Source organism: Runella sp. R5_40 (assembly GCF_057652295.1).
In genome coordinates this window covers 50,955-77,670 of the sequence record NZ_JBYFCH010000006.1, presented here as the reverse complement: position 1 = coordinate 77,670, position 26,716 = coordinate 50,955, and the positions used below count along the sequence as shown (strand labels likewise).

Below are 26,716 nucleotides of genomic sequence, written 5' to 3'. Positions count from 1 at the left end.
TTTTGACAAGTTTACTACTTTGTCAGTCTTCAAGTTCAATTTTGAAAGTTGCTTTTTCATTGTTGTGTTTGTTTTGTGTTTTGTGTTTAGATGAATGGAAAGAAAAATTAGCAAGAGAATGTTGCCCCTGTGAATGTACATAAGTCACTCACACAATACACTTTTGAATTAGGGTTCGATTGAGGACGGCCACCTACAACGCCTTGGCTGTTGTCTTTTGACAAGTTTACTACTTTGTCAGTCTTCAAGTTCAATTTTGAAAGTTGCTTTTTCATTGTTGTGTTTGTTTTGTTTTTGTGTTTAAATGAATGGAAAGAAAAATTAGCAAGAGAATGTTGCCCCTGTGAATGTACATAAGTCAGTCAGACAATACACTTTTGAATTAGGGTTCGATTGAGGACGGCCACCTACGACGCCTTGGCTGTTGTCTTTTGACAAGTTTACTACTTTGTCAGTCTTCAAGTTCAATTTTGAAAGTTGCTTTTTCATTGTTGTGTTTGTTTTGTTTTTTGTGTTTAAATGAATGGAAAGAAAAATGAGAGATTGTTTCAATAGAACGACTAACCATTTGGCCAGCAGCGACCTACTTGGCAAGAAAGAGTTTTGACCGCAGGTGCCCCTCCTTTAATAGCTAGAATATCGTTTTTAGAGAGCACAACGATGTTATCCGTTTTTAAATGAAGTTTTGAAAGTTGCTTTTTCATTGTTGTGTTTGTTTTGTGTTTTGTGTTTAGATGATTTGTTTGTCGTGATTGACATTGCAAAGGTGGTGGGTAAAACGACGCTGGGAAAAATCAAAAAAGTAAAGCGGTTAAATTCCCCATTGAAACGTTTTAACTTTCTTTCCAACGGTTCATTTATCGTTTCAATACGGTTTAATTCCCAAAATCCACGACTCGCTTTCTCTTTTTGGGTTTTTACTTCGTAAAGTTTTAGCTTTAACCCTCTAAAATTGGTCGCATTTATGCCATTTCGCCTGTCGTCCCTGCTCTTTTTGGTTTTCATCTGCTGGGGGCAGCATAGGAGTCATGCCCAATTCTCGAACGTCTCGTTTCAGCACCTTGGTCCCGAGCAGGGCCTTCCCATCCACTACATCACAGCGGCAGTGCAGGATACGTCGGGCTTTATGTGGGTGGGTACCATGATGGGAATGGTGCGGTACGATGGAAAACAGTGCCGTATTTTTGACCACGAACGGCTCAACCCTCATTCTTTGTCCGACATGCTGGTGCGTGCCGTTTTTATGTCCAAAAATGGTACGTTATGGGTCGGCACCCAAAATGGATTTAACCGCTTCGATTTTCGCACCCAACAATTTGAACGATTTTACTTTAGCCAACACGGCAAGCGCTGCAATTACATTCGCTGCGTGGCCGAAGACACCCAAGGGAAACTTTGGCTAGGTACCGCCTCTGGGCTCCTTGTTTTTGACCCTATTTCTAAAAAATCGGAACTCGTTAAACTGCCCACTGACGCCTCCTCCAAAACCCAAGTTTATTCGATTCGGAGTATCATGGCCGACGGCGAGACGATTTGGGTGGGTACCGACATGGGGCTGTATCGTTATCATCGTTCGTCTAAGTCGTTTCAGGTATTTTGCAAAAGCGATGAGCTTGGCAGCATCCCCGACAATTCGCTTTCGGCCCTGGCCAAGCACCCCCAAACGGGCGATATTCTAGTAGGGTCGCGGAGCGGAATGGTCGCTTCGTTGAGTTTATCCAGTGAGCTTTTTCGGATTATCAAACTCCCCCTCAAAGAACCCCAAGAAATCAGCCGTATTTATTTTGACCGTGACCAAACCTTATGGATTTCTACCTTGGGCGAAGGGGTTTTTTATTTTACCAAAAATTCGGACCAAGTAGGGCAGTTTTTATCTGACATCAATACCCCAAGCAGCCTCGGCTCCAACTACGTCAAATCCGTTTTTCAGGACTGTGCGGGGGTTATTTGGTTTTCTACTTCGTACAAAGGGCTAAGTCGGTTCAACCCTTACAACCAGTCGTTTCGCTCGTTGCTCAAAGATGCCAACGTTCCTCAGCCCAATGCCAACGCCAGTACCATCAATCGGATTGCGGTCGATAGCAAAGACAACCTTTGGCTGGCCACAAGCGAAGGCTTGCTCTGGATTGATGCAAAAAAAACTACCCACAAACGCTATTTACATGATCCCAATAACCCGTATAGCCTGACTGACAATTACATCAACAGTGTGCTGGTGGACCGCAACGACGGCGTGTGGGTAGGAACTCGTTCGTATTTACACTATTTTGACGTTAAAACGGGCAGATTTACGCACTTCGACCACCTGCCAAATGAAGAAAACCCCTCCCCTTCGGAGGATATTACCCGTACCGATTTTGTAGCAGGCAAACTGATTTACGACCTTGCCGAAAGTGCCGATGGCCGCATTTTTATTGGGACAGAAGAAGGTTTGACCATTTACAACCCCAAAACACGCATTTTCACCAATCATTTCAATGATGCTCGGATTCGGAAAGTACCTATCAACCGTTTTAATTCACTCTTTTTTGACAGCAAAAACTACCTGTGGGTAGGCTGCGGCGTCGATGAGGTGCTTTGCATTAGCCCCGATTTGACCAAAACTGTTTCATACCGTTACGAAGAAAGCAACCCCAAAGGACTACCCGACAACGGCGTCATGGCTTTTGCCGAAGATTCAAAGGGAAATATCTGGATGGGCACCGACAACGGATTGGGTTGTTTAAACCGACAAACGCAGCAATTTACCAACTTCACCACCCGCAACGGGCTGGCTAACAATTACATATCGGCCCTGATTCGCGTAGGAAGCACCCTGTGGATGGGAACGGCCAATGGCTTAACTCGTTTTGAGGAAAATGGCAAACGATTTACTTCTTTTGGCTCGGCCGACAACCTGCAAGTATTGTCGGTAGAAACCGAATGCGTCGCCAAAGACAGCCAAGGCAATTTGCTGTTTGGCGGCTTGTACGGGCTGGTGAGTTTTCACCCCAACCAAGTCAAGACCAATTCGTTTATCCCGCCCGTAGCCGTAACATCGGTCAAAGTGTATGGCAAGGAAGTATTGCCAACGCTTTACCGCCAAACCAACGTCCCAATAGAGCTAGATTATGACCAAAACGACCTGACGATTGAAGTCGCCGCCCTGAGTTATGACCATTCCGAAAACAATCTATTTTCGTTTTGGCTCGAAGGCATTGAAAAAACTTGGGGAGCACCCACCCACCAAACCACCCTCAATTACCTCAATTTACAGCCTAACGAATATATTTTGCACGTGCGAGCGGCCAACAACGACGGTGTCTGGAACCCTGTCCCCTACCACCTGCACATCATCATTCATCCACCCTTCTGGCAACGTTGGTGGTTTCGGCTTTTGGTTCTTGCTACCCTGATTGGTTCGGGCGTGTATTTGTACCGCTGGCGGGTCAAAATGATTGAACACGAACACGCCACCGAAGTAAAACTGTTGGAAGAACAACAAACGCTCCAAAATCAATTGAACCAAGAGTTGACCGAAAAACTCGACTACCAACAGAAGTTTGAAATAGCCCAAAAACAACAAGCCGAGACGGAACGCAAAACGATTTTGCTGGAACGAGAAAAGTTTTTATCCAAATACCAAAACCTTGTCAATCAGCTCAATCCGCACTTTTTGTTCAATAGCTTGGCTGTACTCGACAGTTTGATTTACAAAGACCACAAACTGGCCTCGAAGTACCTGCGTCAGCTAACAAAGGTATATCGCTACCTCATCGAAAACGACGACCACGAAACTGTGACGCTGGAACAAGAATTACGTTTTGCCCGCGATTTTGTCAGCCTGCTTCACATGCGTTATAGCGACGGGCTACAGATTGACATCCACCTTTCGGAGACTTTAAACCAAAAAAGAATTGTCCCAGTGACGTTCCAAAACCTGATTGAAAACGCCATCAAACACAACATTACAGCTTTGGAATCACCGCTAAAAGTGTTGATATATGAAGACAATGATTACCTAATTTTTGAAAATAACTTACAAAAACGAGGTACCGTTGCGACCTCCAACAAACGGGGTCTCAGTGATTTTAAGGCATTGTACAGCTATCTAACCAACCGACCCCTGTTTATCGAAGAAACAAACACGCATTTTGTCGTACGGGTACCCTTATTAGATTAACGGTTCGCCCAAGTTTTTGGGGCGGATTAAGTCGCGAAACCCACGACTCAATTGCTTTTTTTGTAAAGTCCCCATTGAATTTACATAATTTCAGCCACCTGATTAGTACATCAACCCTTGCTCAATTGTTGAAACCATGAATGACCAACAAAAAAGACTCGTCCAAACAAGCTTTGCGCGTATTGTTCCTAAATCTGAATATGCCGCCAAGGTTTTTTATGGTCGCTTATTTGAAATTATCCCCGAAGTACAACCTTTGTTTAAAAGCGACCTTAAAACCCAAGGAATTAAGCTATTTCAAGTGATTAGCTTTGCGGTTTGTTCGTTAGATAATATGGACGAGTTGCTCCCACTTCTTCATGATTTGGGACGCCGCCACGTAAAATATGGCACTCAAGACAGTCATTATGCCTTTGTTGGCGAATCGCTGATTTGGACGCTAGAAAAAGTACTTAAAGACGATTTCACGCCCGAAATTCGGCAAGCGTGGCTCGATGTTTACAGCCTAATGGCAGCTGCTATGGCCGAGGCAGCTAGCCAAGAAATCACCTAATCTATGAAACCACTCGCTAACCAACCTAACCAATCCCACGAACTCCCCGCCAAACCAGCGAGTGACGCAACCAACTATGACAGTACCCAGTCCGACGTCAGGTACCAGAGTTTAGTTAGCCAGCTAAACCCACACTTTTTGTTTAATAGCCTGGCCACCTTAGAAAGCCTCATTTACAGCGACCAGCGCCTCGCCGTCAAGTTTCTGAGCCAGCTTACGCGGGTGTATCGTTACTTACTTTCGACCCGTAGCACGCCGCTCATACCACTCAGCGATGAGCTAAATTTTATTAAAGATTATGCCGACTTACTCCAAACGCGCTTTGGAAAAGGGCTTACGGTGCTCATCGACGTGCCACCTCAGTACCTCGAACGAAAGCTTGTTCCCGCTGTTTTGCAAATTTTAGTAGAAAACGCGACCCGTCACAACATCACCGACCCCGATAGTCCATTGAAAATATCCATAAAATCAATTGATAACCAATTAATTATAGAAAACAACCTTCAAAAGAAGCAAATTTTAGAACCAAAACGCAACGAAGCCCTCAAAAGCCTCACCGACTTGTACGCTTATTTTTCGAGTGTACCCATGGTCGTAGAGCAAACCCCCGAAACCTTCCGAGTCACCCTGCCTTTGCTGTGATTTTGGTTATTGGTTAACTGGTTTTTGGTTGATTGGTTCCCCCAATTCGTCATTCGTCATTCGTCATTCGTCATTCGTCATTCGTCATTCGTCATTCGTCATTCGTCATTCGTCATTCGTCATTCCCAAGTCCTAACTTATATGAAAGTCCTAATCGTAGAAGATGAAATTTTGATTGCTGAACAGCTCCAACGGATGCTAAAAGACATAGCCCCGCAAACGGAAATCCTTGACGTACTCCACAGCGTCAAAACTGCCCGCCGTTGGTTTATGCAAAATCCTGAACCTGATTTGCTGTTTATGGACATCCAGCTTTCGGATGGCATTAGCTTCGACTTGTTCAATTATTTCGACATCAAATGTCCCATTATTTTTGCCACGGCCTACGACGAATATGCCATCAAAGCTTTCAAAGTCAACGGTATTGACTACTTGCTCAAGCCCATTGATGAAGAAGACCTCATTCGGGCTTTGGAAAAATACAAAGCCCTGAAAAAGAATGCCCAGATGCCCACTGAGTTGCTCCAGACGTTGGTCAATCACCCAGCGCAAAAAGGAAAGTTGTACAAAGAAAAACTCATTGTGCAGCACCGCAATGCCTCCATTCCTATTTCAATCTCTGACATCGCCGCTTTTTACCTCGACCAAGTCATCTATGTCGTTACGCACGACGGACAAAAATACATTGCCGAACAAAACACGCTCGATGAAGTAGAAGATATTCTGAATCCTATCGAATTTTTCAGAACGGGCCGCCGACAAATTATTAATCAGCAAGCCATTGAAAGTTATAAAGGAGATGCGGCAGGAAAGTTGTACCTAAAACTCAAAACCAATCACCTCCCCGAAGTAGAAATTAGTCGCGAAAAAGCCCCCGTTTTTAAACGCTGGATAGATAGATAAAGGAATGTCGAGGGGAGAATGCAGAATGTCGAATAATTTAAAAAATTCGACATTCTGCACTTTACACTCGACACTCACTCAACATTCTGCACTTTACCCTCGACACTCACTCAACATTCCCTATGATTCGCTTTTGACGGAGCTTGCGCCTGAGGTATTGGAACGAACCGAGGCCGTTCCACGGTAACGCACACTACTAGCGCCACTCGCTTCTACCTCCATTTTGCCGTTGACACTCACGCGTACGTTGCTCGCGCCCGACACGTCCAAAAATGCTTCTTTTACGGGAAAATCGTACGCTCTAATCGAAGTAGCACCCGACACTTCCCCTTCGATACGGTTGGCATTTCCTGTCAATGTAATGCTAGAAGCACCCGAGGCGTCCATGATTATTTTTTGTGCTTTTACTTGAATATCCGACTTAGAAGCTCCCGAAATATCCAAGTCGAGTGTTCCTAAGTCATTGAAGCCCGACACCCTTGAGGTCGTTGCGCCCGACAAGTCCAATCCTTTGAGTGTAGGCATCGAAACCGTTACTATCACTCGCTTGCGATTTCTTCCCCAGCCCAATGAGTCCTTGTAGCGAATCCGAAGTTTTCCCGCCGAAACCCCTGCTTCCAAATCGTCAATATCCTGTTTACGGCCTTCCACTTTGACCGAATAATTGCCTTTTGTTACCGAAATTTCAAACGCACTTCCCAACGACAAACGGTCAAAACCTTTCAAATCGTAGGTACGTGAGCTGCGGCTGTCGTCTTGTTTTGAAGAAAAGGAACAGGCGACTACTAAAAATGCGCTTGCCAACATCGCAAGCATTAACTGGCTTCTGAAGATTGTTTTCATGTGGTTACTAGTGTTAAAACGGTTGTATTTGGTATTTGTCTATAAGATGCATCTAAAACGGCTAACGTTGCATTCTTCTCAAAGTTATTTTTTAATCGTCATACTACTGAGTCGTTTTTGCCGTTTTTAGCACGCCAACATCTTTGTTTTAGCACAAATTTCTTTTTTCAACTCATAACACCTTGAAATACAACTTAGTATCAAATTGATAAATACTTTTCAAGTAATTATCCGATTCTGATTACTTTTGTACGAAGTTCAACCTATCAAATCACCTTTTGTACCAAATGAACCGTAGAACCTTTCTTCAAAGCACAGCGGGACTAAGTGCCCTCGCTATGCTCGGGTTGGAAGCCCGCCCCAATGCCAAATCGGTAGGATTACAGTTGTACACCCTTCGCAGCGACATCCAAAAGCAGGGAATCGAGAAAATTTTGGCCGAAGTTGCCAAACTTGGATATAAAAAAGTAGAAAACTTTGGGTACAACCAAGGCAAGTTTTTTGGAAAAACCCCTACCGAATACCGTAAGATTCTTGCCGATAATGGCCTCAAAGCCATCAGCGGCCACTACATGACAGCCCGCTCTAAGGCATTTGGAGACACCGATGGCTTGACCAAAAACTGGGATAAAATAGTGGAAGATGCCGCAGCAATTGGGCAAGAATACGCAGTTATCGCCTATTTGATTGACAACGAACGCAAACCTGAAGATTACAAACAACTTTTTGAGCTGTTGAACAAAGGCTCAGAAGTGGCAAAAAAAGCAGGTCTTACGCTCGGTTACCATAACCACGATTTTGAATTTACCCAAAAAATTGACGGCGAAAAACCATACGACTTGTTGTTGAAAAACACCAACGTCATCATGGAAGTGGACTTGTATTGGGTAGCGAAAGCAGGTGAAAATGCCAACGAATACTTCAAAAAATTCCCAGGTCGTTTTCCGCTTTGGCACGTAAAAGACATGGCCAATACCGAAAAGAAAGAGTTTGCAGAAGTAGGCGTAGGCACCATTGATTTTGGCGCGTTGTTCAAAGATGCCAAAAAAGCAGGCTTGAAGCATTATTTTGTAGAGCAAGACGTGTGTCAGCGTCCACCGCTAGAAAGCATCAAAATCAGCATCGACAACATCCAAGCCGCTAAGTGGGGGTAGGTTTTCGGTTTACTGTTTTTAGGTTTCGGGTTGCCTGTTTGTGTGTTTTCGGTTTCTCAAAACCGAAAACCGAGGTTTCTCAAAACCTCGCAAACGCTCCATATAACAACAAGGCTTGGCGAAGATTTCGCCAAGCCTTGTTTGTTTAAAGCATATTTCGTCATTCGCTCATCGTCCCTCCCTCATTCGTCATTCGTCATTCCCCCTCTACCTCAGCACCAGCGAATACACGCCGCCCTGATTGGTATAAGAAGCCACTTTTCCCCGCCCCGAATATTTGACCTTAAAGCCGTGGTTTTCGAGCAGATACAACGCATCACGTAGCGACATTCCTTTCAAATTAGGCACTTTCGTAGGATCCGTATCGCGGTTGGCCCACGCAACTTTATCTCCTTCTTTTTTAGCTTCCACCCAACCATCTACGTTTACGGGAGCTTCGATGTCCATTTCTTCGGCCACAATCCGAATATCATCCGAATGTCCCGCCCGCAGTTGCTTCTGCATTTCCGATGTTTTATTTTTTTGCTTCGTCAATGGCGGGTGCATTTTTATGTCGTACCCAATGATACGATCAGCCACTTCTTTAAACACGGGCGCGGCCACACTTCCCGCGTACAATTGCTCCATACTAAACCCGCGCGGACTGTCAACGACAATCAAGCACGTGTAGCGCGGCTCATCGGCAGGAAAATAACCAATAAACGACGTGTTGTATAGCCCTTGCAGGTATCGTCCATTCACCAATTTTTGCGCCGTTCCTGTTTTACCCGCAATTTTATAATGGTCATTTCTAATGTTGGTAGCCGTTCCGTGGTCCACTACCCCTTCGAGAATGGTACGCGCTTTTTTGATTGAATTTTCTGACGCAATACGTTCTTCGCTTTTAAACACTGGATATTCCTGAATCACCTTATCCGCATCTTTTACTTGCTTCACAATCATGGGGCGCACCCAATACCCGTCGTTGGCAATAGCATTGTAAAAAGCCAACATCTGCAAAGGCGTCAGCTCCGACTCATATCCGTAGCTCATGTAGGTCAGCGAAGTTTTGCTCCAACGCTTGTCCGACGGCGTCCGAACCCGTGGTGCAGGCTCGCCTTTCATGTGAATCCCCGTAGGCTCGCGCAAATGAAACCGTTTCAGGTATCCCACATACTTGTCCCCGTGGGCGTAGAAATAATCTTTCATAATCAAATGCACCCCTACGTTCGACGATTTCTCAAAAACTTGCTGGGCTGTAATGCTGCCGTGGCCCGTTTTTTTGGTATCCCGAATCACCGCCGAACGGTATTTGGCAACGCCATTGCCCGTATGATACATTTTGCTCAAGGGCAACCCTTCTTCAAAAGCTGCCAACATGGTGGGCAACTTAAACGTAGAACCTGGATTACTCAACCCCGCCAAGGCGTAGTTGTAGGTTTCGCTGTAGGTAGAATCGGAGGAGCGCGACAAGTTGGCAATGGCCCGAATCTCCCCCGTTTGGACTTCCATCACAATCACCGAACCGTACGAAGCCCTGTAGCGTTCGAGCGTATTGCGCAGGGCTGTTTCGGCAATGTCCTGAAAATTCACGTCAATGGTTGTGTGTAAATCGTAACCATTGACAGGCTGTATTTTTTCGTCATCGTCGTTGGGCATAAAGGTTTGGTCGTCCAAGACGCGGTATAAGCCAATACCGGGCGTCCCCGCCAATCGGTTATCAAAACTAGCCTCAATCCCAAAAGAGCCATGCCGTGTTTTTTTATCTAAATCACCAATGGTACGCTCAGCCAGCGACCCAAACGGGTTATAGCGCTCATAAACCACCGTCAGTTTTCCGCCACGGCTTCGGCCAGTTGTGGCAAATCGGCGAAAAAACGGCCAACCTTTCCAAGTTCCTTTTACTTTTTTCTTCGCTTTTTTGTCATAAACAAACCCCGTAAAAGACTGATTAAGAATGATATTGTACTCCCGATACGTTATTCTTCGTTTCACCAGCCGAATGTTGCGATTTCCTTTTTTCTTATTTTTTTCAAACTCATGGCGTGCAAACACCATCTCACGGCGGTAGTCTTCAGCCGTTCTTTGTTGAAATAACGCAGAAAGAAGCGTCGCCACCGAATCAACGCGGCTATAGAAATACGTACTATCCGTGACAGTAGGATCCAGAGATACTTCAAAGTACGGCAGCGACGTTGCCATCAAACTCCCATCATTCGAATAAATGTTTCCACGCATTGCCTCAATGGTATCAATGTGCATCGTGGTTGACATGTACTCAATCCAAGGCTTATCTTTGTGAAGGGCAAAATGCTGGATGTAAAAAATACGGTAAATTACTACTGCTCCGAGGACAATCAGGCCAATAGCCACTATCCACGAGCGGCGAGATATATCTTCACGAATATTTTTGGGTCGGGAAAGCATCGTCTATTTTTTTTAAATGGAAACCTCACACTACTCTTCCACCACAATCCGCTGTGGTGTTTTACGGCTCTCTTTAATACCAAACACCTCTACCTTGGGAGCCAATTCCGATTGTTTTCCCATCTTCATATAATTGGCTTTCAGGATGGTGTATTCGGCCCGTAAGTTATTCACCTCTTCATTTGACTTGCGCAATTGGCGCATTTGGCGCTCGGCGTTGATTCGGAAAAACACCATAATCAGCCCTAGAAATAGTAAAAAAAGGGAGCCGTCGATGTACTTGACAGGAAACTGCTTCCCTCCCATTACATTTTCTACGTTAAACCATTGGCTCAGCCATCCCAAGACTTTACTATTGCCCGTTTTGTTTTTTTTATTTGGGCGACCATTTGCATTCGGCCCACCTACTACGTTAATAGCCATAACAGTTTTAAGGGTTTGGGTTTATAACTTTTCAGCTACCCGTAATTTGGCACTACGAGCACGCGAATTTTCAGCGATTTCCTCAGGACTAGCTTCGATGGGCTTGCGGGTGATGGCCTGCAATGGTTTGAGGTCGTTTCCAAAAAAATCTTTTTCGACTTCCCCAAAAAATTTCCCCTTGGCAATGAAGTTTTTAACAAGACGATCTTCCAATGAATGATACGACATCACCACCAAACGCCCCTGAGGCTTGAGTACTTCGGCCGACTGCGTGAGAAACTCTTGCAAAACGGCCATTTCTTCGTTTACCTCAATCCGCAACGCCTGAAACACCTGCGCAAAGTATTTGTTCTCTTTTCCACGGGGGGCAAACCGTTGCAGGGCCGTCTTGAGGTCAGTTACTGTTTCAATCGAGCGATTGGCACGAGCCGCCACAATGGCCTGCGCCGCAGTTTTGGCATTTTGGAGTTCGCCGTACATTCCAAAAATACGGTGTAATTCCTCCACGGTATAGGTGTCGATAATGTCGCGGGCGGTTTTGCCAATTCGGGGGTTCATGCGCATGTCAAGCGATGCCTCAAAACGCGTAGAAAAACCTCGTTCTGGGGTATCAAATTGGTGCGAAGACACGCCCAAGTCGCCCAAAATCCCATTGACTTGCTTGACTCCATACAGGCGAAGGTACTTTTGAAGGTAGCGAAAATTGGCATCCACAAACGTCAAACGCTTGTCGTTGATGGCTTCGGCATTGGCCCGCGCGTCGGGGTCTTGGTCGAAGGCAAACAAACGGCCTTTTTCACCCAAGCGCGCCAAAATCGCTTTTGAGTGACCACCGCCGCCAAACGTCACGTCCACATACACGCCGTCGGGCTGTATGTCTAATCCTTCCAAACATTCTTCCAATAATACTGGGTTATGATACATCTCGGTTTTTAGCTGCTGGGTTCGTTTTAGTAAATGGGTATGCGAACCGCCACAAATTTAACAACTTGTTGAGAAGAGGGACAGTTATTAAACTTTCTTTTTTACAGACACTTAACCAATTCACTGATTGCCAAAAGAATCAGGTTTGTATTTTATCGGTAAATTTTCATAAACTGCCGATTATAGCAACCATCATTTTTGTTTTTTAAGTAAGATTGTTCCGTCATACTGTATCAGGAAACACATGTTACTCAATCCGAATAGAAAAAACCTACCGCTTGTCATTCATCTTTTGGCATGGTCCCTCATCTCAGGGCTGGTCTTAATGCCGCCCTTTGGTGGACGGCTGGCTGTTCCCGATGAATACTGGGTAAAACAATGGATACTTTTGGTGCTGCTTATCAGTAGTTTTTATTTTAATGCTAAAGTACTCATTCCCAAATTGCTTTTTAAAAACCACACCTTGTGGTACCTGGTCTCAATCGCTGCCGCGGTATTCGTCATTTATTGGACGATTCAAGGCGTGGAGTCGTGGTTGAACTTACCTGAGCTTTGGCACAAGGCCGTTCGTCCTGATAAAAAATGGGATGGCATAGCTAGGGGTCGTCGTTTTGATACCTTTACGCTGCTTTATTCGCTCTTGTCGCTGGGAGCAAGTACCAGCTTGACGATGGTTCAAAAATGGCAAAAAGACGCACGCATCCGCGAACAACTCGAACAAGAAAAGGTAACGTCCGAATTGTCTTTTTTAAAGGCACAAATCAACCCGCACTTTTTCTTTAATACCCTCAATAACATATACGCACTAACGATGCTCGACGTAGAACACGCCCGTGAGGCACTTCATCGGCTTTCGCGCATGATGCGGTATGTGTTGTACGAAACCAAAGAAGGCATGGTGAGCCTTAGCCACGAAATTGCATTTTTACAGGACTACATCCAGCTCATGCAACTGCGCCTAACGGATAAAGTAAAAATAACATTCGACAAACCCGAGCCTTACCACGATGTGTCGATTGCGCCCATGCTTTTGTTACCATTTTTGGAAAATGCCTTCAAACATGGCGTCAGTGCCACACAACCCAGCGAAATTTTTGTAGGTTTGACCCAAGAAGGCACTACCCTCAGAGTAGAAGTTAGAAATACCCTCTTTTCGGGAAAAGGGCCTACGTTGGACGAGAGCAATGGCATTGGTTTGGTAAATACCCGCCGTCGGTTGGATTTGCTTTATCCCAACCGCTATCGCCTCGACATCACCGAGCACACACCCACCAACGAATATTTGGTGGTATTGGTGATTCAAACGCCTAATGTAACGCAATCGACCCAAACTCCTTCCTATGAACCTGACTTGCATAGCCGTTGATGACGAACCCCTCGCTTTGGGATTGGTGAGTGTATTTATCGAAAAAACGCCTTTTCTGACGTTGGTCGGCAAATACTCCAGTGCCGTTGAAGCACTACAAGGGCTACATGACCAAAAAGTTGACCTCATTTTTTTGGACATCCAAATGCCCGACTTGACAGGTATTGAGCTTGCTCGGGTTTTGGGACAAGCCCAACAAAATGGCGCTGGCCCGCGCATTATCTTCACGACTGCCTTCAACAACTTTGCCATTGAGGGCTATAAAGTCGATGCCTTAGACTATTTATTAAAACCTTTCAACTACGAAGAGTTTCTTCGGGCTGCCAACAAAGCCAAGGCGTATTTTGAGTTAATCAACCGCCCTGCACCCGCTCCTGCCGTTGCCGCAGCGCCCGTTGCTGCCGAACCCGAAGAAGATTCACTCTTTTTGAAGGTTGAGTACCAGCTTGTTCGGGTGGCCTTCAAAGATATTTTGTACATCGAAGGGCTGAAGGATTACGTCAAAGTTCACCTTCAGGGAAGCAACAAGCCTATTTTGTCGCTAACGAGTCTAAAAGCGTTGGAAGACAAACTTCCTGCCCGCAAGTTTATGCGGGTGCATCGGTCGTTTATTGTTTCGTTGGATAAAATCTCCAGCCTCACCCGAAATAGCATTCAAATTGGCACGATGACGATTCCCGTCAGCGATCAATACAAAGATGCCTTCAGCGTTTTTTTGAGTAAATGGACGTAGTGAAATCGTCGAACGACAATTCTCTAAAAACGATGCTTTCGTAAGGGCTTTTTTTGCCTGCTTCGTACAAACACGCCAAGTTTCCGTTGGGTAAAATCGCCAAATTGGAATACGCCGAAGGGCCTTCATAGACTACGTGGCTTTGCGTCCACGACTTCCCCTGGTCGTACGACAGCCGTACTGTCATGTTGGCTCTTGTTTTTTGATGCGCGGGATTAGAAAAGGCCAAAAATGGTTTTCTTCCTTTTTTTCCGTACCAAAGCAAACTCCCTTGACACACAGGCTCAATCAGGGTAGTATCTCGTTGCAATTCCGCCCACGTTGCCCCACCGTCTTTGCTCATCGACACTTGCCGCACGCGCACCGACGTATAATTCCGCATATTCAGCATCAAAACACCTTTGGGCAATTCGGCCACGCTGCACTCATTTACTTGGTCGGAAGGCGTAGTTCCACCCAACTGCCAGGTTTGGCCACCGTCGTCGGAATGAATGGTGTGCGAAAAATATTTTTTGGTATTGGCCTCAATGTGGTCGCAGGGAATCACCAGTCGCCCTTGGTATTTTTTGGACTGCATCTGAATCCCGTTGCAAGGCCCCGTTGCGTACCAAGTCCAGTTGGGGAGTTTTACATCGGCCGTGATTTCGCGGGCTTTTGACCAACTCAGCCCGTCGTCGCTAGACGATAGCACAAAAATACGGCGCGTGTCTTTACTGGTTTGGTCAATGATTTGCTTTTCGTGGTCGGCACCCAAATTCCACGTTGAGAGTAGCACAATGTTTCCCGTTTTTTGGTCTACCACAGGAGCAGGATTGCCACAGGTATTGTCGGCGTCGTCCCATACCACACTCATTTCCGACCATGTTTTACCACCGTCGTTAGAGCGTTTTAGCACCAAATCAATGTCGCCCGCGTCGCCGCATCCCTTTTTACGGGCTTCCGCAAAAGCCAGCAGCGTTCCATTTTTGGTTGTCACCATTGCAGGAATACGAAAGCACTGGTAGCCCTTGTCGCCTGCTCTGAAAAGAGCGTTTCCTTCTTGCCCAAAGGCCGAGAAAGAAGCCAAAAGTACCAAGCTCACGCCCAGTTGTTTTAACGAATTCATCATGATATAATAGAAATGGTCATTTTATCCACATTACCCGTGGCGTACGCGTGCCTGGGCGTGCTTCTCCGCCAGGAATGACGTACTTTCCTTTCCAAAAAACAAAGGAAGTGGTGACGGGCAAATACGTACTTTCATTGGGGCGGGCGTCGGCATCCGAACGTATGTCCACGGGAAAAGGAGCCACCATTTTCCAGCGATTGGTAACGGGCGAAAACTCCAACACATCGGTACTAAATCCTGGGTGCTTGTCTTTGAGTACGGGCGTTTGACTGGCCCACTCACCCGTATCTCCTCCCAATACCACTACGTTATTTCCTACAACCAACGCTGGACTGGCCGCTGCCACGGTGGCATGAGGCAGGTCTGGCAAGCGCTCCCATTGCTGTTTTTGGGGGTCAAAACGGTGTACTTCTTTCAGATACACCCGACTTATCACGCCCGTGGCTTTGTCTTGGGTCAGAGCTGCTCCAGAAATTAAATAAAACTTTCCTTCCGCACTGGCCGCTACGCTGAGCATTCGCCCCTCTCCTTCCCAGGTCGATAGGGCTTTCCATACACGCGGTGACGCGGCCAAGTCTAGGGCATAAAATTTCTTGAGCGCCTCGGGCGAATTAGGCGTTTCTAAGCCTCCCGCTACGTACAATGTAGTTCCCACCAACGCGCCGCAGGCATTGGCAATGGGGTGAGGGAAATCGGGCAAAGCCTCGAACGCTATTTGGTGATTTTTCCAACGCATCAAAAACGCCTCCGCCACGTGCCCCTGCTGATTGCTTCCTCCCACACACACCACGGCATCGCGCCACGAAACTGTCACGGCGTATCCCAAAGGCCGAGGCAGCACTCCCACTTTTTTCCATTGACTTTTGGGGGTTTCTAGCAAAAAAATGCCGTCGTACCACGTTTTGGTCGCCCCCGTCCAAGGCCGTCCGCCATTGGGAAAATTACTCCCCCCTGCCACCAGCAGTCCACCGTTGGAAACGCCCGCAAGCGACCCCGCAAACCCGTCGCCGTCGGGAATGGGCGGTAGGTTTTCGACCAACATGCGTTTTTGCGCAAACAGCAAGTTGACCGAAACAAAAACGGTGATAAAAAGCAGGAAACTAGGCTTCGCTAGACGCATGTGAAAAAGAAAGGTGACTCGACTTGGCATTCCGATGGGCTTCCCAAAACCCTATCCTTTCTAAGTCATTTTGCAGGGTTTCATACTGATTTTGAGTCAAAGTAATGAATGGAAAACGACATCTTCCTACATCCCTACAAAAAAGAGGCACGATCACCTTGGTTGTTCAAATACCACAATCAGCTACTGCTACTCATTGCCCATCACTTTAATATCTGCCCTGCGTGCATTCGGAAAAACCTCCAGCTTTACCAGTTTACCTTGTTTGACCACCCCCTTAATCGTTGTATTTTTGGGAGCATGTAGTTTAAAATCCACGTCCCAGTTCTTAGGCCAAGCGGGCAACAAATAAATTGTATCTCCCACAGTTTGCATAAGCATTTCTTGAACGGCAATCATCCCACTTCCGCCCCAATTGTGGTCGGGCGTCCAGTCGTGCCCAGACTCAAAAAAAGCAGGAAAGCGGTAGGGCGAATCTTTCATTTTTTGCAAAGTGCGCTTGGCAGCTTCTTCCGTTAAGCCCAACCGAGCGGCATAAATAGCTTCTTGTCGCCAACTTAAGTACAGGTTCTGTTTCAGTATTTTAACCACCGAGGGATTGTAATTCCAGGTATTCAGGGCAATATCCAATTGAGGAAGCCCTACTCCAAATTGCCCCCAAGGATAAATCGGGTACAGTTCAGGCAATTCATTTCCGTGCGCGAACGGCCCTTTCCCCAACGTATAAGGCCCATTTTTGTAGGCATTCAACAGCGTTTTCCCTTCAATTTGGGTAGTTTCTAAAGGTGGGATTCGCTCTAACATTCCTCGCCAAAATGCCCTTTGAGAGGCCGAAAGAAAGCGCTCAGGCAAGGCCACAAAACGACTCAAAACAGTTTTGAGTGCACTCACCGTATTGACGGGGTTGACGGCCATTTTGTAGCGTTCTAAACCGCTACCTGGGTAAATTATCAACTTCCCATCCTTGTCTAAACCATTTCTTTTTTGGTAATATTCATCATAAAAACGAAGGCAACTTTCGATGAAAGGAATGTATTTTTTGATGTCGGCGCCTGTGTACGCGTGGAGGTCAATCATCATCAAACAGAACTCCAACGAACTTTCCCAATCATGCGCTAAGTAGTCGTTGTCTTCTACCCCTTCCTCAAGCGGTATCCAGCGCGATGTTGGGCGAGCCCAACCGTATTCGGCATTGTTGGGAAGACCAAAGTTTTCGATTTGTTCCGTAAAACTTGCGCCGTTGACACCCCAATATACCTTGCTTCGCAACTCGGCATTACGAAGGTTTTTGGTGTAAAAGTTAAACTGGGAAGGGAGCATATCAAAGTCCCCATTTTTAAACATTGGGAAATAAACCAACCGCTGATTTTGGCCTGTCATTGTTCCGCCTCCCCAGCGGCGAAAATCAGGAGAAAACTTTGCGCTACTCACCGTGCCTGGGTCGAACGTAAACAACCCGCCGTTGAATTTGGTAGGCCATTCTCCGTACGCATTACAGGCCAACATGTACCTAAACAACTGATAGTTCCGTCCCACTTGCCACGCTTTTTCGTCGGAGCTTTGAATGTGTACGTGGCTTCTTTGCCAAAAATCGCTCCACCACTTTAGGGTTGCTTGCTTAGCGGTAGTGTTCGCTTGTTTGGCCTTATGAACGAGCTGAACAAGACCCTTCGTCCATGCTGCTGCCGACGGCGCTTTGCCCACGTGAAGGGCTACTTCCAACTGGTGTTTTTGTGACGCTTGAAGGCTTCGTAGGTGCCATGCTTGGTAGTCGGTATCGACATACGTACCGTACGAAATTCCATCGCTAACGAGTCCTTTTCCAAAGAGCATCCCGCCAAAAACGAGCTGTTCGAGGGGGTTGTACAAACTATCTTTGACCGACCTAAGTCCTTGTTGCTCAACCGTCATGTCAAAAACAGCGTCTTTACGGTTTTGGTGGTAAAACACTACCTCATTGGGCGCATTAAACCGTACGCTGTCCTTGAACGTAATCACTTTGATTCGCGGCTTATTCAAGTCTTTGTGCGAATTGGCCCGATTTTCTTCCTCGGCGGTTTCGTGGTCTTTGTAACGCCACGTTTCGTAGGAAGTTTTGAGCGACACAGGCTTGGCACTCTCGATTTCGACGTGTACAATGGGGCGAAACACATCTACCCAAAGAACCACTTTTGTTCCCGCCCCCGAGAGATGAACTGCCCCTTCTTTAAGGCGCAATTCTTGTTTAAAATCTCTTCCCGTAAAAGGGTTGTTGGATAGCGTAACCCGTACCCTGCCCAGCTTCAAGAATTGATTATTTTCGTCGAAAGCGCCCGTTCGTGAGAGATAGAATAGAATGTCGCCATTTTCAACCCAAACATTTAGCCCAATATCGCCGCCACCGCACGGCATTGACTCCGATGAATTTTTACTTGGAGTTGTCCAAACAACGTTATAGTCATTAAGGGAATGAATTTGTGCCACCCCCTCTTTAAAAAGTAAGAAGCATAACAAAATTGATAAACTAAGGCGAAACAATAGCATAAACATCCTGTTAAATAGAGTGCAACGGACAGTTGCTAAGAGAAAGTAAATATGATGCATCACACTAAATTCAAATGAAGTGTTGGTTAAATTTGTTTAAGATTTTACCCGCTGATGGCGCAGATTTAAAGCCGCAGATAAACGCGGAGGTGTCTTCACAGCGTCTTTTTTAGCGAAAATCTGCGTTTTTACTAATCAGCGGGCTTCTGCGGGTAAATGATACAATTACTTGTTTAACAATATATTAAAAACAAAAGGAAGGCATACAAAAAACGTACACCTTCCCGATTAGAGGTAAACAATCAACAATTAATATCCTGTATTCTGCGTCAAGCTTTTATTTCTATCAACTTCCGACTGAGGGAAAGGCAACACGTTGTTTTTCTCCCCAAACACCAAGGTTTGTCCCGCAGGATTTTTTACCGCGGTTAGTCTCGAAGCCATCGCGTTCCAGCGTTTCAAATCAAAATAACGGTGTCCTTCCAAGGCCAATTCCACGCGGCGCTCGTGACGAATAAACTCCCGCAACGATTCTTTGGTGTTGTATTTTGTTTGATCCACCGCAGGGAGTTTCACACTCGTCCGAGTACGAATGGCGTTGAGCGCATCATAAATACTCGCATCAGGCCCCGACACTTCGTTTTTGGCTTCGGCGTATGCCAAAAGTACTTCAGCATAGCGCATGTGTACCACGTTCATGTCGGTTAGTGGAATCTTGGTTCTATCGTACGGCAATTTCGACAAATCCATGTATTTTTTCTGGGCAAATCCCGTCAAAAGTGGGTCAGTATGGATAAAATTGGTCGTTTCTGGGTCGCCAGGCGCTTTAATGGTCATGCGCAGACGTGGGTCACGGTTGGTGTACGGATTGGCCGCATCATAGCCAGAACCTGCTTCCGAAATCATTTTCCCGTTGGTCATTTCGTATTCGTCCACCAAGTTTTGATAAGGAGCAATGGCACCGTACCAACCAATTTCCACCAACATTCCTTCGTTGCCCTGAGGGTTGTTAGGTGCCAAGTATTTGGTCGAAAACAATATCTCGTTGTTATTTTGTTGGGTAGTTGTCAAAAAGAGATTGGCGTATCCACCCTGATAAATCGAAAACAACTTTGAGTTGATGATCTCATTGGTGATGGTCGCAGCCTCCGCCCAGTTTTGTTGGTAGAGCCGCACGCGGGCTTTCAAAAACTGCGCACTGGCTTTTACGACACGTCCCGTATAGGCAGTGGCGGGCAGTTTTGAAATGGCATAATCCAAGTCTTCCAGCACAAAGGCAAGTACTTCTTCTTTGGTGCTTTGTTTGATTTTGGCTTCTTCGGCGGTCTTGGGAGCTACTTTATACAACACGACCCCACCAAACAGTTGCACCAAGTCAAAATAGTACATGGCCCGCAAGAAGCGTACTTCGGCCGAGTACAGGTCTTTATTGGCTTGCGACACCGCCGCGACTGAACCCACGTTTTCTAAAAAATAATTACAAGCCGCAATTCCCGCATAAGGCTGGTTGTAAAGCCCCGAGTTGACATTACTTGGGTTCACAACGCCTAGGGTTACGGCCTGATACCCAAAATAATTATGTCGGTCATAGGCATTGTCAGAGTATGCATCAAAAAACGGCTTTCGGTGGCCATAAATCCCGTTTTGAAGCGTGCGGTACACCCCCGCCAACGCCATAGTAACGTCGGTTTCGGTTTTCCAGAATGTCGCGCCCGAGATGGCATTCAGTGGGTTTTTATCCAAAAAGTCTTTGTCGCAAGAACTCAACGTGCTGAAGCACATCAAAGCTGCGAGGCATTGGGTCATGTATTTTTTATAAAATTTCATTGTTGTCGAACGTTTAAAATGAGTACTAAAGCGCGGTTTCACCTAAAATTTGATGTTCAATCCTCCCGTAAAAATTTTCAACTGAGGGAATTGCGCAAATCGTCCTGAACCTGCTCTTTCGGGGTCGTTTCCTTCGTATTTTGTCCACGTAATCAAGTTATCACCCGAGAAATACACAATCAATCCTTTGGCTCCTACTTTGCTAAGAATGTCTTGATTGAAAGTGTAAGAGAGGTACAAGTTTTTCAAACGCAAATACGACGCATCTTGCAAGAAATACGTAGAGGTATAACCTGACACCCCTGGGTAGCCCACTTGATACACGGCAGGAACGGTGGTGCTAGGATTGGTAGGCGACCAAGCGTTTAGGAAGCGCAACGGAGGCGCAGAACCTTGTTGGAACGGCTCATACCCCCAACCGCTCACTTGGGTCTTTATTCCCTGTACCCCTTGGAAAAACGCCGTTAGGTTAAAACCTTTCCAGCCTGCGTTGAGGTTAAACGAGTAGTTGTACGAAGGAAAACGGCTAATGCGCACTCGGTCTTCGGGGCCAACGGTGCCGTTGCCATCTAAGTCTCTGATTTTCAAATCACCTGGTTTGAGCGTACCTGAGTTAGGTTGCTTGGGCGAGCTGTTGATTTCGTCTTGGCTTTGGAAAATACCCACCCACTCATACATAAAGAAGTTGTTATACGGCTGCCCAATTTCGATTGTACCTAAGGTCTCGGCCAACAAGTTGGTAACTTTGTTGCGATAGCGGTGGAAAAGCACACCCACCCCGTAATTGAATTCGTTGATGGTTTTGTTGTGTCTCAATTCCAACTCAATCCCTGTGTTTTGCATTGCTCCTGCATTGACAATAGGCGCGGTAAGTCCTACGCTGTTTGGCAAATCTTGGCGCTGCGTGAGGATGTCGCGGGTATCGCGCTTGTACCAGTCGATGGTAGCGCCAAAAAGTCCTTTGAACAAGTCAACGTCTAGCCCAAAATCTAACATCGACGTTTTTTCCCACTTCAAATCTTTGGTCACCAATCGGGTCAACTGCGCTCCCGTCGTGAGCGACGAGGTCCAAGGATAAGCCGTTAGGTTGAGTACGTCTTGGTAAGGGTAGTTCCCGATTTCTTGGTTTCCAAGCGTACCGTACGAAGCACGTAATTTTAGGTTGTCAATCCACGATACGTTGTTTTTAATGAAGCTTTCTTCGGAGAGTTTCCACGCGCCCGAACCTCCACCAAAAATCCCCCAACGGTTGTCGATTCCCACACGCGACGTTCCGTCGTAGCGAATGTTACCTTCAAGGAAATATTTGTTTTTGAAATCGTAATTGGCTCTTCCAAACAACGACTGCAACGCCCACTCAGAAGCACCACCGTTGGTTGTTTGGTTGGTTGGGCCGCTACCATCAAGCACCATGATGGACGTAGTTGGAAAGTCGTATCTAGCCCCGCCTACGTTTTCGGTGAAGTTGTTTTGCTGCTCATAACCCGCCAATAAGTTCAGGTTATGGTCAGTACCAAATTGGGTGTTGTAATTGAGCGTACTGAAAAAGGTCTTCGTAATGGCGCGGGTTTCATTTTGTCGAAGCCCGTTGAAGTCGGGGTTACCGTTGGCCACTTGCACGTAATTCCCTGACGCGTCGGGCTGGTAGGCAAACGACTGCGTTGGGTACTGACGGTTTTTGTATTGTTCATCAAAATACGTAATGGCTCCCTTACTCATCCATTTTAAGTTTTTCAAAATGCTTACTTCGGCAAACGCTTGGGCGTTGACGTTGTACGTTTTGGTGAATTGACCACCCGTCGCATACACTTCTTCTACGCTGCGGTTTCCTGTTCCGTTGGTTGTAAAATCGCGGTTAGTCGCTCTTCCACTTCCGTCGGGCAAAAACGGCATCATTGTCGGCGCTGAGGCATAGGCGAGCAGCAACAAGTTGTCGTTGGTCAACCAAGGTGCTTTTGCATCCTGAAACGACAAGTTGATGTTTGTACCCACGCGTACTCGCTTGTGTACTTGCGACGAAAAGTCAATTAACCCGTTGTATCGCTTGTACTTATACCCTTTGGTAATACTTTGTTGGTCTAAGTAATTGAAAGAGGCATTGTAAATCGTCTGTTCGTTTCCACCCGAAAACCCGATGTGGTGATTTTGAATCGGGCCTTTGCCTAGCACATGGTCCAACCAATTAAAATTGGGGTACTTGTCGCTGTTGGGGTTGTTTTTGTACAAATCAATTTGGGCTTGGGTATAAAGCGCTGGTTGTCCGCTGCGGAGGCGCGCCGAATTGTACATTTCCATGTACGTGGCTGAATTGGTAATCAACTCTGGGTACTTCGTAGCCTCGCTCACACCCATGCTTCCGTTGTATTCAATCTGGGTTTTGCCTGCTTTCCCTTTTTTGGTCGTAATCAAAATAACCCCATTGGCTGCCCTCGCTCCGTAGATAGACGCCGACGCGGCATCTTTCAAAACGGTCACACTTTCAATGTCTTGCGGCGAAAGGTTTTTGATGGAAGCAATGACCCCATCCACCAAGACCAAAGGAGCCGACGACGCACCAAACGACCCAAATCCCCTGAGCTGGAAAGAGGCATCGTCGCGGCCTGGCTCGCCCGTACTTTGGATGATGTCCAAACCTGCTACTCGTCCTTGAAGTAAGTTTTGCATGTTAGGCACGGGGCGCTGTGTCAGTTCTACGCCCGAAACCGTGGCTACCGACCCCGACAAGTTTACTTTTTTCTGCGTGCCATAACCCACCACGACCACTTCCGAAAGAGCGGAGGCGTCGGCTTGGAGGGTTACATCATAAACGCTTCGGCTATCGGTCAGTACTTCCTGCGAAATATACCCAATGTAGCTAAACACCAACGTGGCATTGTTGGCAGCTTGAACACTGTATTTACCGTTGACGTCGGAGATGGTCCCTGTCACCGTGCCCTTTACTTTCACGCTCGTACCTGGAAGAGGCACGCCGCTGGCGTCAAAGACTGTCCCTGAGATTTGTCGGTTTTGTGCAAAAGCCCCTTGCACCATACCTCCCAACAACATCACGAGCGCCAATACACTAGCCCTAAAGCCAATGCGCAACCGACGCGTTAGGGTAAAAAATTCTTGTTTGTTACTGTCTTGCGTTGCGTACATCACCCGTTTTTGGGGCAAAGGGGTGCCTGTACTCCTTTCAAAAGGCGTAGAATGAATTGCCATAAGTTAAAATGATTAAAGGTTAAAATTTGGTAAAAGGACAGATGTAAGGGTTGTTTTGCATAGGAAGATTCAGCGAATTGTTTAGACAAATTTAAGACCCACAGTGGAGCGAAAGAATGGAGAAAACCGTAAAATATTTGTACAAATCCGACTTATTTGCAGGCTATTTTTTGGGTTTTAGGCATAGTGATAGCAAAAGAGTTGCTATTTATTATCATAGCAACTCCTTATTTTTTTAATGCTTCGTGCATTATTTCACCGTCAGCAAATAGGTTTTATTTTTTTGCGTTTTTAACTGCAACAGGTACCCATCAGCTGTCTTTACGGAAGTAGCAGTTGTTCCTTGGACGGTCACGGGTTTGTGGGTGAGCAGGCGCAATTCTTCGCCGTTGATCGACTTAACTTGGGCTTGAGTCAGGGTATTTTTGTCCCACTGCATTGATACTTCAAATCCTCCGCGCCCACGCAAACCACTGACTTTGCCCGATGGCCAACTGGTAGGTATCGCAGGCAATAAGTGCAGTTTATCTTGGTGACTTTGAATAAGCATTTCGGCCATACCCGCCGTTCCTGCAAAGTTTCCGTCTATCTGGAAAGGTGGGTGAGCGTCGAATAAGTTAGGATACGTTCCTCCGCCACGGCTCATGATGGTTCCTGTTTCGTTGGTATATTTCAACAACTCCCGAATGAGCGTATAAGCGTGGTCACCGTCCAACAATCGGGTCCAAAAGTTAATTTTCCAGCCTTTGCTCCAGCCCGTTCCTTCGTCACCGCGTAGCTCCAAGGTCTTTCTAGCCGCGTTGAAAAAGGCAGGCGTTTCTTTCGTAATCTGACGCCCTGGGTGTAATCCAAACAAATGCGATACGTGGCGATGGTACGGGTCTGTCTCTTTGAAGTCTTTCGACCATTCCAACAATTGACCTTTGCTGCCAATCTGCAACGGCAACAGCTTATTTCGTTTGGCAATCAACAACTCTCTAAATTCTTTGTCTTGTCCAAGCACCGTCGAGGCATCAATGAGATTAGTAAACAAATCCCAGATAATCGACATATCCATCGTAGTTCCTACCGATACCCCTTGCTGCTTGCCCGCCGCGTCAAAAAACTTATTTTCAGGCGTGGTAGAAGGGGCAGTTACGAGGTAGCCATCTTTGTTTGTCACCAACCAATCGAGGCTAAAAAGAGCGGCTTCTTTCATAACAGGGTACGCTTTTTCGGCCAAAAACTTTTTGTCGCCCGTAAACCGATAATGCTCCCACAAATGTTGACACAGCCAGTTGCCACCCATAGGCCAATTTGCCCAGACGGGGTCACCTGCCCCTACGTCGCCCACGGCATTGCTCAACGCCCAAATGTCGGAGTTGTGGTTCGCTACCCATCCTTTGGCACGGTAGTAATCGTGGGCTGTTTCGTGACCTGTTTTGGCCAAATGCTGAATCCAATCAAGCAACGGTTGGTGCATTTCCGAAAGGTTGGTCACTTCCGCAGGCCAGTAGTTCATTTCGGTATTGATATTAATGGTATAATTGGAACTCCACGGGGCACGAAGCTCTTTGTTCCAAATTCCTTGCAAATTGGCAGGCGGCCCTCCTGGACGCGACGACGAAATCAACAAATAGCGACCGTACTGAAAATAAAGCACTTCCAAGTCGGGATTGTAACGCCCCGCCGTATATGCCTTTAGCTGCTCGTCGGTTGGGACAGGGGTTGTATTAGCATTCAGGGTGTCTTTAATGGAAAGCTGACAACGGTTAAAATACGATTGATATTCGCTCTGATGTTGTTTCAATAAGGTCGCGTAAGGTTGCGCTAGGGCTTTGGTCAGGAAACCAGCCGCCAGTTGTTTTTCGTCTTTTCCGTCTTTGTCGGGGCATTTGTCGTAGCCGTTAAAACTGGTAGCAGCCACAATGTACAAAACTACTTCGCTGGCCTTCTCAATGTGAATACCTGCGGTGTCGGTTTTTACCGAGCCATCTTTGGCAACCGCCTTGATTCGGTACTGAAAACGCATTCCATTGCAGCCTTCGGCATCTTCGTAAATGACAGGAGTACGGCCTTTGGGATTATAATAGGACGGGTCCACTTTCGCAGGGGCTTTGCCATTGACAACCAGTTCGGTGTTGCTCAACGGTTGTTTTTCAATCCGTAGTTTGGAACGCGTATTGATGTCAAGATTAAGTTGTTTCGACTTATCAGCACTCAAACGTACCACAAACACATTGGCAGGTGCCGAAACGAAACCTTCCCGAACGTAAGTGACCCCGTCCACGGTGAAACGGGTGGTGGATATAGCTTTTGAAATGTCAAGGTCGCGGTAGTAAGCCGTTGGCGTGCCATTTGCCAAACGGTGCTTAATCATCAAATCGGCCAACGGCAAGTACGACTCCGTATAAAACCCTTGCATTTTTTTGGTGAGTTCGTTGGCTTTTGAATAATCTTCTTTTTCCAACAACGCCTCGCGAATGCCACTGAGGTATTGGTGCGCTTCGGGGTTAACGTTCTTTTTGAGCGGTCCACCCGACCACAGCGTTGATTCGTTCAACTGTATCAACTCTTCATTGACACCGCCAAACACCATTGCCCCGACGCGGCCATTGCCCAATGGTAATGCTTCCACCCACCGTTCGGCGGGCTTGGCATACCATAGTTTTTGGCTCGATTGGCCAAGGGTTTGAAAATAACATAAAAAGAGGAAGGCAAAAGATTTCAATAAGTGCTTCATAATGTGTGTAGAGACTTATGGCGTTAAGGCTATGATTAGAAATAGAACTATTGGTTTTACAAAGTACGTGTATTTCTAATCCAGTATAAATTTGGAAATTATCAAG

Annotated in this window: 21 protein-coding genes; 7 read left to right on the top strand and 14 right to left on the bottom strand. The window is 46.4% G+C overall.

Annotation, left to right across the window (positions count from 1 at the left end; genetic code table 11):
* The 4 genes from AC23N5_RS13060 to AC23N5_RS13045 all read right to left on the bottom strand — a co-directional run.
* A partial coding sequence (locus tag AC23N5_RS13060) for a class I lanthipeptide (protein WP_487756099.1) occupies positions 1 to 60 on the bottom strand: 60 nt, incomplete at its 3' end.
* A gap of 47 nt (positions 61 to 107) precedes the next feature.
* Positions 108 to 275: a class I lanthipeptide gene (locus AC23N5_RS13055; RefSeq protein WP_183970872.1), complete on the bottom strand. Its 168-nt coding sequence runs from the start codon at positions 273 to 275 to the stop codon at positions 108 to 110.
* A 46-nt stretch (positions 276 to 321) separates the two neighbouring features.
* Positions 322 to 489 carry a class I lanthipeptide gene (locus tag AC23N5_RS13050; RefSeq protein ID WP_183970871.1) on the bottom strand — a complete coding sequence of 56 codons (168 nt, stop codon included), beginning with the start codon at positions 487 to 489 and terminating at the stop codon, positions 322 to 324.
* A gap of 71 nt (positions 490 to 560) precedes the next feature.
* Complete coding sequence (locus AC23N5_RS13045; protein ID WP_183970870.1) at positions 561 to 704, bottom strand: class I lanthipeptide; 144 nt, start codon at positions 702 to 704, stop codon at positions 561 to 563.
* A gap of 260 nt (positions 705 to 964) precedes the next feature.
* On the opposite strand from AC23N5_RS13045, the gene AC23N5_RS13040 reads away from it, so the two are divergent.
* The 4 genes from AC23N5_RS13040 to AC23N5_RS13025 all read left to right on the top strand — a co-directional run bounded on the left by AC23N5_RS13040 (position 965) and on the right by AC23N5_RS13025 (position 6,260).
* The gene (locus tag AC23N5_RS13040; protein WP_487755924.1) at positions 965 to 4,162 is read left to right on the top strand and encodes a ligand-binding sensor domain-containing protein; all 3,198 of its coding nucleotides are present in this window, start codon (positions 965 to 967) and stop codon (positions 4,160 to 4,162) included.
* A 136-nt stretch (positions 4,163 to 4,298) separates the two neighbouring features.
* On the top strand, positions 4,299 to 4,715 hold the full coding sequence (locus AC23N5_RS13035) for a globin family protein (RefSeq protein ID WP_183970868.1): 417 nt from the start codon (positions 4,299 to 4,301) through the stop codon (positions 4,713 to 4,715).
* A 3-nt stretch (positions 4,716 to 4,718) separates the two neighbouring features.
* Positions 4,719 to 5,357, top strand: a complete 639-nt coding sequence (locus tag AC23N5_RS13030) for a sensor histidine kinase (protein ID WP_183970867.1) — start codon at positions 4,719 to 4,721, stop codon at positions 5,355 to 5,357.
* Between the two features lie 141 nt (positions 5,358 to 5,498).
* Positions 5,499 to 6,260, top strand: coding sequence for a LytR/AlgR family response regulator transcription factor (locus tag AC23N5_RS13025; RefSeq protein ID WP_122934033.1), 762 nt, complete (start codon positions 5,499 to 5,501; stop codon positions 6,258 to 6,260).
* 120 nt (positions 6,261 to 6,380) lie between these two features.
* On the opposite strand, the gene AC23N5_RS13020 is transcribed toward AC23N5_RS13025, so the two are convergent.
* Positions 6,381 to 7,103 (bottom strand): head GIN domain-containing protein, encoded by a 723-nt coding sequence (locus AC23N5_RS13020; protein ID WP_487755923.1) that lies wholly within the window; start codon positions 7,101 to 7,103, stop codon positions 6,381 to 6,383.
* A gap of 287 nt (positions 7,104 to 7,390) precedes the next feature.
* On the opposite strand from AC23N5_RS13020, the gene AC23N5_RS13015 reads away from it, so the two are divergent.
* Positions 7,391 to 8,257 (top strand): TIM barrel protein, encoded by an 867-nt coding sequence (locus AC23N5_RS13015; protein ID WP_183970864.1) that lies wholly within the window; start codon positions 7,391 to 7,393, stop codon positions 8,255 to 8,257.
* Positions 8,258 to 8,464: 207 nt separating this feature from the next.
* On the opposite strand, the gene AC23N5_RS13010 is transcribed toward AC23N5_RS13015, so the two are convergent.
* From AC23N5_RS13010 to rsmH, 3 genes are read right to left on the bottom strand one after another with little or no spacing between them, the layout of a single operon-like run.
* On the bottom strand, positions 8,465 to 10,663 hold the full coding sequence (locus AC23N5_RS13010; RefSeq protein ID WP_487755922.1) for a penicillin-binding protein: 2,199 nt from the start codon (positions 10,661 to 10,663) through the stop codon (positions 8,465 to 8,467).
* 30 nt (positions 10,664 to 10,693) lie between these two features.
* Complete coding sequence (locus tag AC23N5_RS13005) at positions 10,694 to 11,086, bottom strand: FtsL-like putative cell division protein (RefSeq protein ID WP_183970862.1); 393 nt, start codon at positions 11,084 to 11,086, stop codon at positions 10,694 to 10,696.
* Between the two features lie 21 nt (positions 11,087 to 11,107).
* Positions 11,108 to 12,010 (bottom strand): 16S rRNA (cytosine(1402)-N(4))-methyltransferase RsmH, encoded by a 903-nt coding sequence (gene rsmH / locus AC23N5_RS13000; RefSeq protein ID WP_183970861.1) that lies wholly within the window; start codon positions 12,008 to 12,010, stop codon positions 11,108 to 11,110.
* Positions 12,011 to 12,254: 244 nt separating this feature from the next.
* On the opposite strand from rsmH, the gene AC23N5_RS12995 reads away from it, so the two are divergent.
* Positions 12,255 to 13,376, top strand: a complete 1,122-nt coding sequence (locus AC23N5_RS12995) for a sensor histidine kinase (protein ID WP_183970860.1) — start codon at positions 12,255 to 12,257, stop codon at positions 13,374 to 13,376.
* On the top strand, positions 13,351 to 14,109 hold the full coding sequence (locus AC23N5_RS12990) for a LytR/AlgR family response regulator transcription factor (RefSeq protein ID WP_487755921.1): 759 nt from the start codon (positions 13,351 to 13,353) through the stop codon (positions 14,107 to 14,109). The genes AC23N5_RS12995 and AC23N5_RS12990 overlap by 26 nt, the downstream gene beginning before the upstream one ends.
* Here the strand turns inward: AC23N5_RS12990 and AC23N5_RS12985 are convergent.
* From AC23N5_RS12985 to AC23N5_RS12960, 6 genes are all read right to left on the bottom strand, one after another.
* On the bottom strand, positions 14,081 to 15,217 hold the full coding sequence (locus tag AC23N5_RS12985) for a sialidase family protein (protein WP_487755920.1): 1,137 nt from the start codon (positions 15,215 to 15,217) through the stop codon (positions 14,081 to 14,083). The genes AC23N5_RS12990 and AC23N5_RS12985 overlap by 29 nt on opposite strands.
* 16 nt (positions 15,218 to 15,233) lie before the next feature.
* Positions 15,234 to 16,337, bottom strand: coding sequence for a hypothetical protein (locus AC23N5_RS12980; protein ID WP_487755919.1), 1,104 nt, complete (start codon positions 16,335 to 16,337; stop codon positions 15,234 to 15,236).
* 189 nt (positions 16,338 to 16,526) lie between these two features.
* A complete protein-coding gene (locus tag AC23N5_RS12975; RefSeq protein ID WP_487755918.1) occupies positions 16,527 to 18,800 on the bottom strand; it encodes a DUF5703 domain-containing protein in 2,274 nt (757 codons plus the stop codon).
* A 369-nt stretch (positions 18,801 to 19,169) separates the two neighbouring features.
* Entirely contained in the window at positions 19,170 to 20,687 is a 1,518-nt protein-coding gene (locus tag AC23N5_RS12970; protein ID WP_487755917.1) for a RagB/SusD family nutrient uptake outer membrane protein, read from the bottom strand.
* A 42-nt stretch (positions 20,688 to 20,729) separates the two neighbouring features.
* The gene (locus tag AC23N5_RS12965) at positions 20,730 to 23,888 is read right to left on the bottom strand and encodes a SusC/RagA family TonB-linked outer membrane protein (RefSeq protein ID WP_487755916.1); all 3,159 of its coding nucleotides are present in this window, start codon (positions 23,886 to 23,888) and stop codon (positions 20,730 to 20,732) included.
* A gap of 250 nt (positions 23,889 to 24,138) precedes the next feature.
* Positions 24,139 to 26,610 carry a glycoside hydrolase family 95 protein gene (locus AC23N5_RS12960; RefSeq protein ID WP_487755915.1) on the bottom strand — a complete coding sequence of 824 codons (2,472 nt, stop codon included), beginning with the start codon at positions 26,608 to 26,610 and terminating at the stop codon, positions 24,139 to 24,141.
* Positions 26,611 to 26,716 lie beyond the last annotated feature (106 nt).

Bases quoted from the DNA above. Each gene is read 5' to 3' on its own strand.
- AC23N5_RS13055 (WP_183970872.1), bottom strand. From the start codon at position 275: ATGAAAAAGCAACTTTCAAAATTGAACTTGAAGACTGACAAAGTAGTA.
- AC23N5_RS13050 (WP_183970871.1), bottom strand. From the start codon at position 489: ATGAAAAAGCAACTTTCAAAATTGAACTTGAAGACTGACAAAGTAGTA.
- AC23N5_RS13045 (WP_183970870.1), bottom strand. From the start codon at position 704: ATGAAAAAGCAACTTTCAAAACTTCATTTAAAAACGGATAACATCGTT.
- AC23N5_RS13040 (WP_487755924.1), top strand. From the start codon at position 965: ATGCCATTTCGCCTGTCGTCCCTGCTCTTTTTGGTTTTCATCTGCTGG.
- AC23N5_RS13035 (WP_183970868.1), top strand. From the start codon at position 4,299: ATGAATGACCAACAAAAAAGACTCGTCCAAACAAGCTTTGCGCGTATT.
- AC23N5_RS13030 (WP_183970867.1), top strand. From the start codon at position 4,719: ATGAAACCACTCGCTAACCAACCTAACCAATCCCACGAACTCCCCGCC.
- AC23N5_RS13025 (WP_122934033.1), top strand. From the start codon at position 5,499: ATGAAAGTCCTAATCGTAGAAGATGAAATTTTGATTGCTGAACAGCTC.
- AC23N5_RS13020 (WP_487755923.1), bottom strand. From the start codon at position 7,103: ATGAAAACAATCTTCAGAAGCCAGTTAATGCTTGCGATGTTGGCAAGC.
- AC23N5_RS13015 (WP_183970864.1), top strand. From the start codon at position 7,391: ATGAACCGTAGAACCTTTCTTCAAAGCACAGCGGGACTAAGTGCCCTC.
- AC23N5_RS13010 (WP_487755922.1), bottom strand. From the start codon at position 10,663: ATGCTTTCCCGACCCAAAAATATTCGTGAAGATATATCTCGCCGCTCG.
- AC23N5_RS13005 (WP_183970862.1), bottom strand. From the start codon at position 11,086: ATGGCTATTAACGTAGTAGGTGGGCCGAATGCAAATGGTCGCCCAAAT.
- rsmH (WP_183970861.1), bottom strand. From the start codon at position 12,010: ATGTATCATAACCCAGTATTATTGGAAGAATGTTTGGAAGGATTAGAC.
- AC23N5_RS12995 (WP_183970860.1), top strand. From the start codon at position 12,255: ATGTTACTCAATCCGAATAGAAAAAACCTACCGCTTGTCATTCATCTT.
- AC23N5_RS12990 (WP_487755921.1), top strand. From the start codon at position 13,351: ATGAACCTGACTTGCATAGCCGTTGATGACGAACCCCTCGCTTTGGGA.
- AC23N5_RS12985 (WP_487755920.1), bottom strand. From the start codon at position 15,217: ATGATGAATTCGTTAAAACAACTGGGCGTGAGCTTGGTACTTTTGGCT.
- AC23N5_RS12980 (WP_487755919.1), bottom strand. From the start codon at position 16,337: ATGCGTCTAGCGAAGCCTAGTTTCCTGCTTTTTATCACCGTTTTTGTT.
- AC23N5_RS12970 (WP_487755917.1), bottom strand. From the start codon at position 20,687: ATGAAATTTTATAAAAAATACATGACCCAATGCCTCGCAGCTTTGATG.
- AC23N5_RS12965 (WP_487755916.1), bottom strand. From the start codon at position 23,888: ATGGCAATTCATTCTACGCCTTTTGAAAGGAGTACAGGCACCCCTTTG.
- AC23N5_RS12960 (WP_487755915.1), bottom strand. From the start codon at position 26,610: ATGAAGCACTTATTGAAATCTTTTGCCTTCCTCTTTTTATGTTATTTT.